We start from the raw sequence: 15,283 nt of genomic DNA, 5'->3' as shown, positions 1-15,283 counted from the left end.
TAATCAATCAATTAGCGGTTTAAGTTTTTTCTTCATTCTTTTTTTACTGAAAATCCAACCTGTGTACGAACGAACAATGTTGAGGTCTTTATCGAGCTGTGTAACTGCTACAAAGGGATAATGACCTTTGCTGAAATAACGCAAGTCAATCAAACGGATTTCGGTATAATCAAGCTGCTCTTTTATTTGCCAATGGAAAACAGGGGAAAAATGCAAAAATGCTGAAATATTCCGGTCTTTTTTTGCGGCTTCCATTGCAGGGTGATTCGGCAGCTCTTTGCGCTCAAATTGGTCGACGATTTGAATTTCGGTAAAATTTGAATATGCAACGTAATAATGTTCTTTTGTCACAATGACGAGCTGCCACTTGCGGAATTTCATTGTTGGGTTAAATATGACGTTTTCAACATTTTTCCATCTGTTTAAGATTTTTTTCTTAATCGATCTTTGCATTAGAAGTCTAACGACATAATATAAAGCGATTATGCAATAAATAATTAAAAAGGTATAGCCCCCATGGGCGCCGGAAAGCCAAATGCCAATGCCGACAATATGAGCGATGAAGATAAACGAATCAAACGTATTAATTGTGCCCAGCGCAATCCACTTTTCAGAAAAAGGTCTGAGAGCTTGAGTGCCGTAGCCGTTGAAAATGTCGACAACAACATGAAGAACAACAGCTAATAACGTCCAAATCCATACATGGATGAGGCTGCTGCTTGGCATAATAAAATGAATTGCTCCAGTGATCAACAGCGACCATAATAAAACTGCGGGAATTGAATGAGTTATTCCGCGATGATTTTTTAAATAAGCTGCATTATTTTTAAATTTAAGAACCGTATCAAGATCTGGTGCTTGTGAACCGATAATCGTGCCAACAAGAACTGCCTCGCTTGTCAGAAAGGAACCGCCGACAGCCGGATCCAAAGTTGCTAAGCCTCCCAATGCGATTCCCATGACGAAATGTGTACCTGTATCCAAAGCCATCCTCCTTAGCTGAAAAAACAATCGTTATGATGATATTTGAATTTTTTCCATTGAACGCAAAAAACATAAATTCATTTTTTCTTTCATGCCAAAAAAAAATAATGTACGATAAATTCATAAGTTCTTTTTAGTGTAACATATTTTGAAGTGCATAATGGAGGAAATATTGAAAAATGGGTCAATCACTGCAAAAAATTGAGAATTTCGATATTAAAACATTTCAGGAGGACCTGATCGGCTGGTATATACGGGAAAAAAGAGATTTGCCCTGGAGAAAGGACCAAGATCCATACAAAGTATGGGTATCTGAAATAATGCTTCAGCAAACACGGGTGGAAACGGTTATACCGTACTTTAACAATTTTATTAAAAAATTCCCGAATGTTGAGGCGCTGGCAAATGCGGATGAAGAAGAGGTTTTAAAGGCATGGGAAGGCCTAGGCTATTATTCGCGCGCCCGAAATTTGCACAGTGCAGTGAAAGAGGTGGCAGCAAAATACGGAGGAAAACTTCCGGATGACCCGAAGCAGCTTGGAAAATTAAAAGGAATTGGGCCTTATACGAAAGGAGCAATATTAAGCATTGCTTATAACAAGCCTGAGCCTGCTGTTGACGGCAATGTGATGAGAGTGCTGTCAAGAATTTTACTGATTGAAGAAGATATAGCAAAGCCAAAAACAAGAAGAATATTTGAAGAAGCGGCTGCAAATCTTATTTCAAAAGAACGTCCTTCCGATTTTAATCAAGCATTAATGGAATTGGGAGCAATGGTTTGTACGCCGACTTCTCCGTCCTGTTTGCTTTGTCCTGTACAGGAGCATTGTCTTGCCTTTTCAGAAGGATTACAGGAAAAGCTGCCAGTAAAAACACGAAGCAAATCAACAAAGCAAGTTTCGATTGCTTGCGCGGTTTTAGTGCAAAACAACGATTTATATATTCATAAAAGACCTGACACAGGACTGCTTGCGAATTTGTGGGAATTTCCAAATTGCGAAGTTCGCACAAACAGAATTCCTAAAAGGATATATCTAGAAAATTTTTTGCGGGAAGAATACGGTGTTGAAGCGGAATTAAGCGAGCTAAAAGGAACGATTCAGCATGTTTTTTCTCATTTGACATGGAATATTAATGTTTATTTCGGCAAAGTTTGTAGCGATGAATCAATGAAAGAGCTTGAAAAAGTTTTCATCAAGGATATTGATCGATATGCTTTTCCTGTACCTCATCAAAAAATATTTGCTCTTTATAAGGAAAAAGCTGCATACAAGTGAAGCCGTAATTCCATTGGGAAGTGAATGAAAATGCAATCGGCATGTACCGATTGCATCCATTATGCCTCTAAAAATTGGTTTAATCAGTCTTTGTTAATACCGCCGCGCGCTTCAATTTCTTCTATAATTTCACGGTGAATAGTATGACCTTCTATATTCAGGTAAGGCATAATTTGTTGAAAGGCGCGGTGATAATGCTGAAGCTCCTCACTGCTCCAAGCTTGCTTCGAGATCATGGAGAGCTCTGTCATATCTCGTATAGGCAATTTCAGTAGCGTTGCATAAAAAATAAAAACATTTTATGCAGAATTTTCTGGATAAAATATTTTATGATAAACGAAAAACAAGGCAGTAACCAACTAAAGGTGATCACTATCCATTTGGTAATAAATGTATTTGTTTTATTGTTACATGGCTACTGCGCTTCGCCGACTTTTTTCAACTCATTCCCGTTGAATTCGTTCCACCCACACGGTACTTGGTTTCCAAAGAAAAACGCGCAGCCAACGATAAATCTGGGTGAGAGAATGTTTCGATTTCATTTCAAGTTGAATAAGAATGAGTAAACAGTAAGAAATCAGAGCTAAGTAAACCTGATTTTCTACAGCTTCTGGACTCGTTCCATAAAGATGTTTGAGTGTTAAACGTTGCTTAATCCACTTAAAAAATAGTTCAATGGCCCATCGAGAACGATAGATATCACCAAGTTCTTCTGGATCTAGGTCGAATCGGTTCGTAATGATTCGAATTCGATTCCCGTCCGAATCGAATGTTTCGATTAATCGAAAGACATTTTCCGTTCGTTTTTGTGGTGTCCCAATGACCACCATCGAATCAGATAAAATAGAGGAATTGGATGGGACAGAGAACGATTCAAGAAATCGAACATAGGCATTCTTTTTCAGACGGGAGGCGAAAAAGAGGCCTTTATCACAGTAATAATCGAACTTTTCGTAGTCTACATAACCACGATCAAACACGTACATGGCATCTGTTTCGTCGATCAGTTGTTCCATTTGTGTTCGATCATTGTTCCCTGCTGGGGTCATGACCATTTTTTCCGGATAAACCGTATCTTCATTGACAAACACCAGTCGTAAATGAACCTTAATTCCCGACTTCGTTTTGCGAAACGTAGCCCATTGATATTTTTTCAGATTCAGTGAAATGGTCGTAGAATCCACGATTTTTAAGCCACTCACCTGACTGGAGGAATTCGTGGACATCTGGCGGATTTGATTCACTAAATCCAGAAAGATTTCTGCGAGTAATTCGGGTTTTACTTGGCGATGTTTTCGAGAAAGTTGTGAAGCACTAATAGATGTCAATCCTAATTCTCGCTGAAAATCATCCAGTAACGCATCATCGGCGATGGCGCGCAGTCCTTCTCGTTGTTGAAGTTGAGCATGCAAAAACAAAAGTAAATACGCTTTTGTGGTTAATTTTTTCGTATATTTATCTTGTTTCATCTCTTCAATTCTTTGTGTAAATTTAACAGAATTGAGAGGAGTGACCCATTTACCAAATGAAGAAAATAGTGTATCCTTGTCCATAGGCTTCATCCTTTATATTGGATTTGGACAGGGACCACCTGTACCATCCATTATAAAGGATTTTTTTATGGACTTTTTTCAATTCGGAATTTTCGAATTAAATTAATGCAACGCTAGTGAGGCAATTTACAAAAACTCCTTTTTATATGTTTTTCTATATCTATTCTTTGTTACGATAGAAATAACTATTCAATACATAAGGAGATGTAAAATATGAATGAAAAAGTAGCGCTTGTCACAGGATCTTCAAGAGGAATCGGCAAAGCTATTGCCTTGAGGCTTGCTGAAAAAGGGTATCACATCGTCATTAATTATGCTCGCAGCAAATCGAAGGCGATCGAAACCGCGGAAGAAATTGAACGTCTTGGTGTGAAAACGCTTGTGGTGAAGGCAAACGTCGGAAAACCTGAAAAAATAAAGGAAATGTTTGCAGAAATTGACAAAACGTTTGGACGGCTTGATATTTTAGTAAACAATGCAGCATCTGGAGTTTTACGCCCTCTAATGGAAATTGAAGAATCCCATTGGGATTGGACGATGGATATTAATGCAAAAGCACTTCTTTTTTGTGCGCAGGAAGCAGCAAAATTGATGGAAAAACACGGCGGCGGACACATCGTGAGCATCAGCTCTTTAGGGTCTATTCGCTATTTAAAAAATTACACGACAGTAGGGGTTTCTAAAGCAGCTCTTGAAGCTTTAACTAGATATTTAGCAGTTGAATTAGCACCGAAAAATATTGTAGTAAATGCGGTTTCCGGCGCAGCTGTCGATACGGATGCATTGACACATTTTCCGAACAGGGAGGAAATTTTAAACGAAGCAAAAGAAAAGACTCCTGCTGGAAGAATGATTGAAAAAGAGGATATCGTAAATGCAGTTGAATTTTTGCTCTCTGAAAAAGCTTTCATGATAAGAGGGCAAACTTTGATCGTAGATGGAGGCATTTCCTTATTGCTGTAACTGCAAATTTTTTTGGATAAGTTTTTTCCCTCCTGGACATGATATATGACGTGGAGGTGAAAAATGATGGCAAAACAACAGCAAAACAAAACAAATGCTCAACAAGTGAGAAAGCAAAACCAACAATCAGCTCAAGGATTTGGAACAGAATTTGCTGCTGAAACAGATGCACAACAAGTAAGACAACAAAATCAACAATCTGAACAAAATAAACAACAAAATTCTTAACTATTAATTTTGAATGTTTCTTTTAAAAGAGCCAGGCAAAAAGCGGAGAACGTTTCAGCTCTCCGCTTTCTTTCATTAAAGGAAAAAAACATAGATGATGATCGCCAAAATGATCCGATAAATAGCAAATGGTGTAAGTTTAATGCGGTTGATCAGCTGCAAAAAGAATCTTATGGCCAAAAGCGCGAAAATAAACGCACTGATGAATCCGGCGATAAAAAACGGCAGGACGTCGATCGTGAAATGCTCCCAATTTTTAATAAGAGAAAGACCGCTCGCCCCCGCCATTATCGGCACAGCCATAATAAACGTAAAATCGGAAGCTGCACGATGGCTTAAACCGGCTAAAACCCCGCCGGAAATCGTTGAACCGGAACGCGAAAAACCAGGCCAAAGGGAAATGCATTGGATGAGGCCGATGGTTAGCGCTTGTTTGTATGTAATTTGATCAACCGTTTCTGCTTTCGGTTTTCTTGGACCAAATAGGTCTGCTGCAATCATTAATAATGCCCCTAACACAAGGCCGACTAATACTCTATGAGCGGAAAACAAGTACGTATCAATATAGTCTTCAAATAAAAAACCTAAGACGGCAGCAGGAAGAAGTCCTGTGATGACAAGGCCAAGCGTTAATCTTTGACCGTTTGGATGCTGCATTTTCTTAATCTGTAATAAATCGAAAAAGCGATCTTTAAATACGATCACCGCTGCTAATATTGATCCAAGCTGAATGACGACTTTAAAAGAGTTGGCGACAGGCTCTGAATATAATTCTTTAGATTTTAGAAGAATGTCATCAACAAGAATCATATGTCCAGTAGAAGAAACAGGGGCAAATTCCGTTAACCCTTCAACAATGCCTAAAATGACAGCTGTGATGATTTCCCACACGATATAGTAACTTCCTTTCTCTCTTAAAAAATCAAAGTTTGTAATGATTCAATCTTGTCAGATTGTACATAATGAATGAATGGAGAGTCAATAATAATTTTGACCTAAGCGTTCATACGACAAAACTTCTTAATTGTCTACATAACTTGTCAAAGGAATCAAGTGAAATAGTTAGAATATGTATCCATAAACATTTTATTAGGGAGGGATTCATTTGAATACATATAACCGCTTTGATCTGCTAGTTGGCGAACAGCTTGAAACGATGGATAAGCTTGTATCGCTTCAATCTAAAATAGAGCATTATCAACAAATGGAATTGGAATTTTTGAGACAAAATGATGATAAGAAATTGCGTTCTGTGCAAAAAGAAATTGAAAAAATGAAAAATGAGTTGATAGACATTCAAAAAACGTTTGAAAAGCAAACGGAAGAAGTTATTAAAATGTACCAAATCGAAATGTATGACTCGAGTCAGCCATTTTAGCGGCATGGCTCTTTTATTTTCTTTTTGAATATCAAACGTTATAATAAAGAAAAATGATTTTTTCGGATTTGAAGTGAACTGTTCATTAGAAAGTAGGGAACAAAATGGCGCTGCCAAAGGAAGGAGATATCATTCAAATACACAGTTATAAACATAATGGATGCATTCATCGTGTTTGGGAGGAAACGACCGTTTTAAAAGGATCGCAAAACTGTATTATTGGCGGCAACGATCGAACAACGGTTACCGAAGCTGACGGAAGAACTTGGATTACAAGGGAGCCGGCGATTTGTTATTTTCATGCACGTCATTGGTTTAATGTAATTGGAATGATTCGTGGTGACGGCATTTATTATTATTGCAACATCAGTTCTCCTTTTGTTTGGGATAATGAGGCATTAAAGTATATTGATTATGATTTGGATATTAAAGTGTTCCCGGATATGACCTATACACTGTTAGATGAAGATGAATATGAACGGCATAAGAAATCAATGAAATATCCGCAAGTCATTGACCGTATCTTAAAGAATAATGTGAACAAATTAATTTATTGGATACGCGGTAGAAAAGGTCCGTTTTCCCCTGAATTTATCGATCAGTGGTATGAAAGATATTTAACATATTTATGATGGAAAAGTCTGTTGGAATATCAACAGACTTTTCGCTTTGCATTGATCTGAAAGGAGAGAAATGGTTGGGTTCGATTAAACGCTATTTTCAATTTGTAAAACCATATAAAAAACAAATTTTTTTAACGATTTTCATCGGGATTATAAAGTTTGGCATTCCTTTGTTAATTCCGCTCATATTGAAATATATCGTCGACAATATTTTAAACGGATCATTATCAAATGACTTAAAGATAGAGATGCTTCTTTTTTTAATGGGCATCATGTTGTTTATATTCCTCGTCATACGGCCGCCGATCGAGTATTATCGGCAATATTTTGCGCAATGGACGGGAAGCAAAATTTTATATGATATTCGCGATCAACTGTTTACTCATCTTCAGCGGCTGAGCTTAAGATATTATTCAAACAATCGTGCGGGAGAAATTATTTCGCGGGTGATTAATGATGTTGAACAGACAAAGACGTTTGTTATTACGGGCCTTATGAATCTATGGCTTGACCTTTTTACTATTATATTTGCCATTGGGATTATGTTTACGATGGATGTTACGTTGACCATTGTATCGATTATGTTGCTTCCTATATACGGATTGTCAGTTAAATATTTTTACGGCAGGCTTCGTCATTTGACAAGAGTTAGGTCGCAGGCGCTGGCAGAGGTGCAGGGGCATTTGCATGAGAGGGTCAACGGAATGGCTGTCATTCAAAGCTTTGCGAATGAAGATCATGAACAAAAAGAATTTGATCGTGAAAATCGCAATTTTCTTGAAAGGGCGATTGATCATACAAAATGGAACGCAAAAACGTTTGCTGTTGTTAACACCGTTACTGACCTAGCGCCTCTTTTCGTCATTTTTTACGGGGCTTATGAAGTGATACAAGGGAATTTAACGATCGGGACGATGGTTGCCTTTACAGCCTATATTGATCGGTTGTACAATCCTCTTCGCCGTTTGATCAATTCATCAACTACCTTAACACAGGCTTTCGCTTCAATGGACAGAGTATTTGAGTTTCTTGACGAACCTTACGATATTGTTGATAAACAGGATGCAATAACAGCAGACAAACTTTCGGGGGAAATTATTTTTGACAAAGTATCCTTTCGCTATCATGACAACGAAGAATTTGTACTAAAGGATATTCATTTAACGATTCAAAAAGGGGAGACGGTCGCTTTTGTCGGGATGAGCGGAGGGGGAAAATCCACCCTTGTGAGTCTTGTTCCGAGGTTTTGGGATGTAACGGAAGGAAAAATTTTGTTGGACGGCATTGACGTTAGAGATTATAAAGTGCAAAGCGTCAGGGAGCAGATCGGCATAGTTTTGCAGGATCCTTTTTTATTCAGTGAATCGATAAAAACGAATATTTTAATTGGCAAACCAAATGCAACGGATGAAGAGGTCATAAAAGCGGCCAAAGCAGCTAACGCTCACGAGTTTATTATGAGTTTGCCTGATGGCTATGATACGAAAGTGGGCGAAAGAGGCGTGAAGTTATCCGGCGGTCAAAAACAGCGAATTGCAATTGCCCGAGTATTTTTAAAAAATCCGCCGATTTTCATTTTGGATGAAGCTACGTCTGCTTTGGATTTAGAAAGTGAACAATTTATCCAAGAAGCCCTTGATAAACTGGCAAAAAACCGTACGACCTTAATTGTTGCCCATCGTCTGTCTACAATTACTCATGCAGATAAAATTGTACTAATTGAAAACGGGAAAATTGTTGAGACCGGAACTCATGAAGAACTGATGAAAAAGCGTGGACATTACTATAAACTATTTCAAATTCAGCAATTGGGTGAATGGTAAAAAATACCGTAGTAAAATGGGTAATTAGTCATTTGCTTTGAAATCCATAATATACTTTAATTTTAGCAAGACTTTTGCCAGTCAAGTTTTTCATAAATTTTTGATTCAATCCCTTTTGAAAAAACGATTTTGGTAGAATAAAAGAAAAGACTAAATTCGTATAAGAACGGAGGTTGTCATGGCGGCGGAAAAGCAGTTAATTGAAAAAAACTTTTATCAAACATTATTAAAAGAAAATGAAACGAAACATCCGATCCAACTGCTTGGGGAGCTTTTTCAAGAAGAACAAAAAAAGGTCGCATATGATCTGTCTTATGTACGCTATGCTCAAGGAGAAGTATATTTCCACCACAAAGATTATGAAGCGGCAATTTTTAAATGGGAAAATATAGAGAATGAGCTGGCGCCATGGGCGAGAAAAAATATCGGAGATGCATATTTTGAATTAGGATTATTTTCATCTGCGGAAGAAATGTACCGTTCCATTGAAACGGATTCAAAAGTTCTTAAAGCAGAAGCATCGCTAAAGCTGTTTTCGCTTTACCGCCTTCAAGGAGAAAAAGAAAAGGCGTATGAGGCGATTCGTGATGCGGTATCGATCAACCCTGACCATGGTCAAGCATCCACCATCGCTATTCAATTTTATGAAGAACAGGAAGATTGGGACAAAGCTGTCCATCTTACGGTTGAAGAATTAATTCGGACTGAAAAAGCGGAATGGTTTCAGCGTTTGATCAATTATGTTGAACAAGGTTTTGTCAAAGAAAAAGAGCCGGATTATTTCTTTAAAGCATTAACGGTTTTATACAGAACCGACGTAGAGCAATTCGAGAAGCTTGCTGTTTCGCTGTGGCGATGCTATAAACACGATCAAAAATATTTTATTCCATGGTTAAAAACGATCAACAATCTAATTTTCAATGTGAAAGTGGACGAATTTCAGCATTGGGATGAAATATCGCGCTTTTATGAAGAATCCTATAATAAGCTTCTTGGCGGATCATATTTACTAAAAGAGCTTCAAGATATTATGCCGGACATTTTGGCCAATTGGCTGAAACTATCGACAGGAAAACAACTATCGACCGCTGCAGCAGCTGTCGTTGCATGGAGTGAAATTTACCGTTCAAGCTTAGATGAGAAAGTGATTGAAGAAGCGGAGCACGTTTTGGCATCAGTTAGTCATGATCGTGCTGATGGTCATGAAGCCAAAAAACGGCTATTTGCGAAGCTGGTCGATTGGGCGGAAATAAATCAAGTAAATCTTGGGCAGAAAAATCATTGGATATTAAAAAAGATTTTTGAACAGAACGGACATTATTTGCTCATTGTTGGAGAAAGCGGTTTTGCCCGATCTCTGCTTGGCCATTCTCTTCCAAGCATTCCTTCATCAAAAATTACAATTTACTCCCATGAAGACCGGACAGACATAAAGCAAATAAATAATGAAAGCATAACAGATGTATTCGCTAAAGAAGATGCGGCAGTTCGTGAAGATGGAACAATTGTTGCGGTATGTGCGCCTAATAATTTGTTAAACGATCATAAGCTAAGTTTAATAGAAGTACCTGACATAGAGCATGTTGATCAAGAGGAGCTAAAGGAATATATACAACTGGCTGATGGGTTGGTATATGTCCATCCAGAGCATCAACCTGCTTCAGTTGAAAAAATGATAGAAAGCCTGGCACCGATTGCTTTAAAAAAGGAGCTTCCAATTTACTTTTTGCTTGAAGATAGCGGCATGCTTCATGATCATTTTAAAGAACAAATACTTGACTTTTTCCCGGAAGCTGAATTTTTCCCATTCCCTTCAAGAAATGAAGGAGAGAAGCGGAAACAGTCCTTCGCTGAATTTATTCATTCACGTTTTCCGTTTCATCAAGATAACAAAACGGAGAAGCTGCTGTTTTTCTTGAAAAAAGCTATTAAATACGCTTATAGCAAACGGATGGAATTAGAGCAGCATTTAGAAGAAAACATCGATAAAAATAAAGAAATCGTGTCTCGATTAAAAGGATTAATACACAGCCTTGGCGATATGGAAAATGAAAAAGCTAAGGAATTGAGGCAGTCACTCCGCTCCACATTGGAAGAGATAAAAAAGGATCTTCATGATGAGTTAAGGACTATTTTGCGATCTGCATCGAAATTCATAACGGAAAACAGCGATTTCAGCCATTTACACATAGAATTGAACAAAAAAATGAACGATCAGGTGAAGGCGCATTTTGCTGAAACGCTGCTTCCAAAAATGTCGCAAAAAATGGGAGAATGGGTTTCATTTGCTGAAAGCGAGCTAAAACAATGCCAAGTCTATTTAGATGAAATGTGTGAATCGTTTAATTCATTGTACGGTCATGACCGTGTGAAGCTTATGTCTGATTTCAAAGTAGTGGATGATTGGCGGCGGGATATTGATCGTCTGACAACAGTGGTGAACATCGAAGAAGAAAATATTATGAACCGCTTTAAGCCTGCACAAGTTATATTAAAAGGAGCAGGAAAGCTGTTTTCGTCCATTGGGAAAAACAAGCTGTTTATCGCACAGCAATACAAAAAATACATTGAAACTGAAACATTCGACGATGCGATTCAATCGATGATCCGAAAATTTTTTGCTCAATTCGACTTATTTGAAAAAGGAATTGAACGAGATGTGAAAATGTTTTTCCGTGAACCTGTTCACAACCTTGAACAAATTGTGCAAGAAGGAGAGCAGCAAATTTGGACAGATCAACAACAATTGGACAGCTTGAAAACAAACCCAGAGATTTATTATGATCCGCTGACAGTTTTTGAATTAAACTTAAGACAATGTGAAATATTGAATGAATACCATTCCTTAAACAATAAAGCGGTCGAAACGAATATAAATAAGTTTTCTAGCGGAGATTAAAGCAATGCTTAGCACATTTTTAGATTAGGGGCTGTCCATAAAGTCAAATCCCCATTGAAAAACAAAAAAATCATAGACATCGATATATCAACGTTTCTAAAACATTAAAGGGGGCGTCTATAAGCCGAAAAAACGACTTATTAGACAGCTCCTATTTATTTTATTAGTAGAAGTGAAACGCAGGTCGAGACTGTCTGAGAGCTTTGAGCTCAAAAAGCTGACGTGATTCTAAAGGAGCCTCCTTGTGATAACATCCAACAAAGCTTTGAGTTGGAAAGCTGAGAAAATACAGCTGTTCCAAATGATATAAAACTTGCCTGCGCTTGGATGATATAAGACGATTTCAATTTAACAAGATGAAGCGGTTTGGAAACAGCGTTTCGGCGGGGATCAGTTGGATCTTGAAGACAAATTAAAACGCAGCCTTTATCTGCAAAGCTGCGTCCATGAAATTCCAGTTATCATTTGCAGAGGATAAAAATGAAATAAGATTTATTTCCAAGGCAGAAAAGCTCCCGATACTTTTCTGAGAGAAGAGAGGTCATTCAGCTTCTCAAATAAATTAAATGATTGTCTTAAAAAAGATGAAAGACTACAGAATTTATGAATGAAATTCTGTAGTCTTTTACAATTTTTTGCTTTTTTCATCGCCTTCTGAAGGCTGTAAGACACGGAGATGAACTTGTTTACTCTTCATCCTCCACATGAATTTTATTTTCTTTTTTATGGAAATGTTGAAAGCTGTTAATCAATGTATCTAAATGCTCCAATTGATCGTGATAATCAACGATGGCGGAGACTAAAGATAGTATTTGGTAAAACGAATCGGAATCTTCCGCTTCTTTTTCAAATTTCAAAAACGCTTGAATGAATTCTTTTCGATTAAATTTGTCATAAGGAAGCAGGTCTTCAGCGTGATTATTTTTAATTTTTTTTGTTATTTTTAACAGCGCCTGCTCATGCAAAATTAATAAAAAGTCAAGCTCTGATATAAGCATTTCATGGAGCTTTCTAGGTATTTGCCGAAGTTCGTTTTCCAAGCAATGAATTTGGCGCAATGTGTAAAATGCCCTGTTCGTTGTGATAATCATCTGTCTATACAGGACAAGTTTTCTTGATTTTGGCAATACCTTCGCTTTAGAATAAGTTCGCTCTTCTTTGTAAAGCAAAAATAAATGATCAAGTTTTATCAGCTGATCTTTGATTTTGTCTATTTCCTCTTTAAGAGGGGCAAACTCAGATTTATTTCGAATATTGATCCGAATCCATTTCATAATCTCATGGGAAATTTCGGTGATTTTATGGTAAAGCTTTGTTTCGTATTTTGGTGGCATAAATATCAAATTAACAAAAAAAGCTGATAAAACCCCAAGTAAAATCGTTAAAAACCGTATGGTAGCAAACTGTACAAAATCGTCACCTGTTGTTTCAAGTATCGCAATAACCGTTACTAAAGCAATTGCGATTGTGTTTTCAATCTTTAATTTTAAACAAATAGCAATGGTAATCACTGCTGTAAGACCAATAATAAACGGGTTTGTTCCGAAAGAAATCCCGAATAAAACTGCGACAACAGCGCCGATTATATTTGCCTGAACTTGTTCAATGACGGTTAAATATGATCTATATATTGACGGCTGTATCGCAAAGATAGCTGCAATCCCTGCAAATGCTGGAGATGGAAAATGAAGCATCTCTGCCAGCATTAATGCCAGTGTAATTGCAATACCTGTTTTTAAGATACGGGCTCCAAGTTTCATGTTGAATAAAAATTTTTCCTTCCTTTCATCAAAAAGGTTGTAAGCTATTCAGACTATACATTGTTTAACACGAATATTCAAGGTTATTTTAAGAGAAAGGAAAAAATTAACACTCTTGTAATATGATATGATCCTTTAATATAGACAGACCAAATAGCTACGTTGTGATAGAGCGAACTTTTGCACTTTTTTTGTACAACTGAAGAGGCGGCAGTTTTACATCACCTCCATCGTTTCCAAAAGAAATAAACAACCTGAGTCCATAAATATCGGGCTCAGGCTGCTTAAAGATTTACTTTTTCATTTTGCCTGCTTGTGCAGTAGGCGCTTTAGTAAGACTCATTTTTTGTCATGTGAAAGCTGTTTAAACGATTGTTCGACTGCCGAAATGGTTTTTTTAATGTCCTCTTCTGTATGAGCGATTGTAATAAACCAGGCCTCATATTTAGACGGCGCCAAATTAATGCCTTGATGAAGCATCAGTTTGAAAAATTTAGCAAACATTTCTCCGTCTGTTTTTTCGGCTTGCTCATAATTCGTCACCTTTTCGCGTGTAAAATATACTGTTAATGCACCTTTTAAACGGTTGATGGTGATCGGTATATTATATGATCTTCCAGCGTTTAAAATGCCTTCTTCAAGCATCCTGCCGAGCTTATCAAGATAGTCATAAACTCCTTCTTCGCTCAGCACTTCCAAACAAGCAATTCCTGCTAAGATCGATGCAGGGTTTCCTGCCATCGTCCCTGCCTGATAAGCCGGTCCTAATGGCGCCACCTGCTCCATAATTTCTTTACGGCCGCCGTAAGCTCCGATCGGAAGGCCTCCGCCGATAATTTTTCCAAGTGCGGTTAAATCAGGCTCTACATGAAGCAGATTTTGGGCACCGCCGTACATAAATCGAAACGCTGTAATAACTTCGTCAAAAATAAGCAGCGCGCCTGCTTTGTGAGTAAGCTGTTTGACTGTTTCTAAAAATCCTTCCTTAGGTTCCACAATACCAAAGTTTCCGACAATTGGTTCAACTAAAACGGCTGCAACTTCATTTCCCCATCTATGAATAGCTTGTTCAAACGACTCCACATCATTAAAAGGTACAGTGATAACTTCTTGAGCAATGCTTTTTGGTACCCCTGCGGAATCAGGCGTTCCAAGGGTAGATGGACCTGATCCTGCTGCGACAAGCACCAAATCGGAATGTCCATGGTAGCACCCGGCAAATTTAACGATTTTATCCCTTCCTGTGTATGCACGGGCAACTCGAATTGTTGTCATTACTGCTTCTGTTCCAGAATTGACGAAGCGGACCTTTTCTAGAGAAGGGATAGCTTCTTTTAACATTTTTGCAAATTTGATTTCATGAGGCGTCGGTGTTCCATATAGGACGCCTGTCTCGGCAGCGTGCTTGATTGCTTTTGTAATATGAGGGTGTGCATGGCCGGTGATGATCGGGCCATATGCTGCTAAGTAATCGATATATTTGTTGCCATCAACATCCCAAAAATAGGCGCCCTGCGCCCGCTCCATTACAACAGGCGCTCCTCCGCCGACAGCTTTATAAGAACGGGACGGGCTATTTACCCCTCCTACAATATGTTCGAGCGCTTCTTTATGCAGCTGTTCTGATTTTGTAAAATTCATTGTTTCACCTTCTTTTTTACTTAACTGTACAGCCAAAAATATTCAAGCATCCTCGTTTATTCTAGCACTTTTCATAAAAAAGAAAAAAGGTGCATGCAAATTGTTAATTTCAAATAATTCGAGTAAACTAATGTTTGTGATTGATCGATGGAGG

General features: G+C 37.9%; 12 protein-coding genes and 1 pseudogene. 7 read left to right on the top strand and 6 right to left on the bottom strand.

Annotated elements, in window-relative coordinates; translation table 11 throughout:
• Positions 1-3 precede the first annotated feature (3 nt).
• Positions 4-984 carry a metal-dependent hydrolase gene (locus tag RI196_RS15155; RefSeq protein ID WP_063386364.1) on the bottom strand — a complete coding sequence of 327 codons (981 nt, stop codon included), beginning with the start codon at positions 982-984 and terminating at the stop codon, positions 4-6.
• Between the two features lie 179 nt (positions 985-1,163).
• Between RI196_RS15155 and mutY the strand changes: the two genes are divergently transcribed.
• The gene (mutY, locus tag RI196_RS15150; protein WP_311066457.1) at positions 1,164-2,261 is read left to right on the top strand and encodes an A/G-specific adenine glycosylase; all 1,098 of its coding nucleotides are present in this window, start codon (positions 1,164-1,166) and stop codon (positions 2,259-2,261) included.
• An 83-nt stretch (positions 2,262-2,344) separates the two neighbouring features.
• On the opposite strand, the gene yfhS is transcribed toward mutY, so the two are convergent.
• On the bottom strand, positions 2,345-2,512 hold the full coding sequence (yfhS, locus tag RI196_RS15145) for a mother cell protein YfhS (RefSeq protein WP_094246379.1): 168 nt from the start codon (positions 2,510-2,512) through the stop codon (positions 2,345-2,347).
• 192 nt (positions 2,513-2,704) lie between these two features.
• Complete coding sequence (locus RI196_RS15140) at positions 2,705-3,814, bottom strand: IS4 family transposase (RefSeq protein WP_144596560.1); 1,110 nt, start codon at positions 3,812-3,814, stop codon at positions 2,705-2,707.
• Between the two features lie 213 nt (positions 3,815-4,027).
• Between RI196_RS15140 and fabL the strand changes: the two genes are divergently transcribed.
• Both fabL and RI196_RS15130 read left to right on the top strand, forming a co-directional pair.
• Positions 4,028-4,777, top strand: a complete 750-nt coding sequence (gene fabL / locus RI196_RS15135) for an enoyl-[acyl-carrier-protein] reductase FabL (protein ID WP_063386261.1) — start codon at positions 4,028-4,030, stop codon at positions 4,775-4,777.
• Positions 4,778-4,861: 84 nt separating this feature from the next.
• A pseudogene (locus tag RI196_RS15130) lies at positions 4,862-5,005 on the top strand (gamma-type small acid-soluble spore protein); the annotation flags it as partial.
• Between the two features lie 75 nt (positions 5,006-5,080).
• Here the strand turns inward: RI196_RS15130 and RI196_RS15125 are convergent.
• Positions 5,081-5,896: an undecaprenyl-diphosphate phosphatase gene (locus tag RI196_RS15125; protein WP_063386260.1), complete on the bottom strand. Its 816-nt coding sequence runs from the start codon at positions 5,894-5,896 to the stop codon at positions 5,081-5,083.
• Between the two features lie 214 nt (positions 5,897-6,110).
• Between RI196_RS15125 and RI196_RS15120 the strand changes: the two genes are divergently transcribed.
• The 4 genes from RI196_RS15120 to RI196_RS15105 all read left to right on the top strand — a co-directional run bounded on the left by RI196_RS15120 (position 6,111) and on the right by RI196_RS15105 (position 11,728).
• Positions 6,111-6,383 (top strand): YgaB family protein, encoded by a 273-nt coding sequence (locus RI196_RS15120; RefSeq protein WP_232515610.1) that lies wholly within the window; start codon positions 6,111-6,113, stop codon positions 6,381-6,383.
• 104 nt (positions 6,384-6,487) lie between these two features.
• Positions 6,488-7,015, top strand: a complete 528-nt coding sequence (ntdP, locus tag RI196_RS15115; protein WP_063386259.1) for a nucleoside tri-diphosphate phosphatase — start codon at positions 6,488-6,490, stop codon at positions 7,013-7,015.
• A gap of 65 nt (positions 7,016-7,080) precedes the next feature.
• Positions 7,081-8,829 (top strand): ABC transporter ATP-binding protein, encoded by a 1,749-nt coding sequence (locus tag RI196_RS15110; RefSeq protein WP_063386258.1) that lies wholly within the window; start codon positions 7,081-7,083, stop codon positions 8,827-8,829.
• Positions 8,830-9,007: 178 nt separating this feature from the next.
• Entirely contained in the window at positions 9,008-11,728 is a 2,721-nt protein-coding gene (locus RI196_RS15105; RefSeq protein ID WP_063386257.1) for a tetratricopeptide repeat protein, read from the top strand.
• Between the two features lie 686 nt (positions 11,729-12,414).
• On the opposite strand, the gene RI196_RS15100 is transcribed toward RI196_RS15105, so the two are convergent.
• Complete coding sequence (locus tag RI196_RS15100; RefSeq protein WP_063386256.1) at positions 12,415-13,488, bottom strand: FUSC family protein; 1,074 nt, start codon at positions 13,486-13,488, stop codon at positions 12,415-12,417.
• A 339-nt stretch (positions 13,489-13,827) separates the two neighbouring features.
• Positions 13,828-15,129, bottom strand: a complete 1,302-nt coding sequence (locus RI196_RS15095; RefSeq protein ID WP_311066456.1) for a glutamate-1-semialdehyde 2,1-aminomutase — start codon at positions 15,127-15,129, stop codon at positions 13,828-13,830.
• Positions 15,130-15,283: the final 154 nt, after the last annotated feature.

The sequence above is a fragment of the Aeribacillus composti genome (assembly GCF_031760945.1).
GTDB lineage: Bacteria > Bacillota > Bacilli > Bacillales > Aeribacillaceae > Aeribacillus > Aeribacillus composti.
The sequence above is the reverse complement of the archived record's forward strand: the minus strand, read 5'-3'. Positions and strand labels throughout refer to the sequence as shown.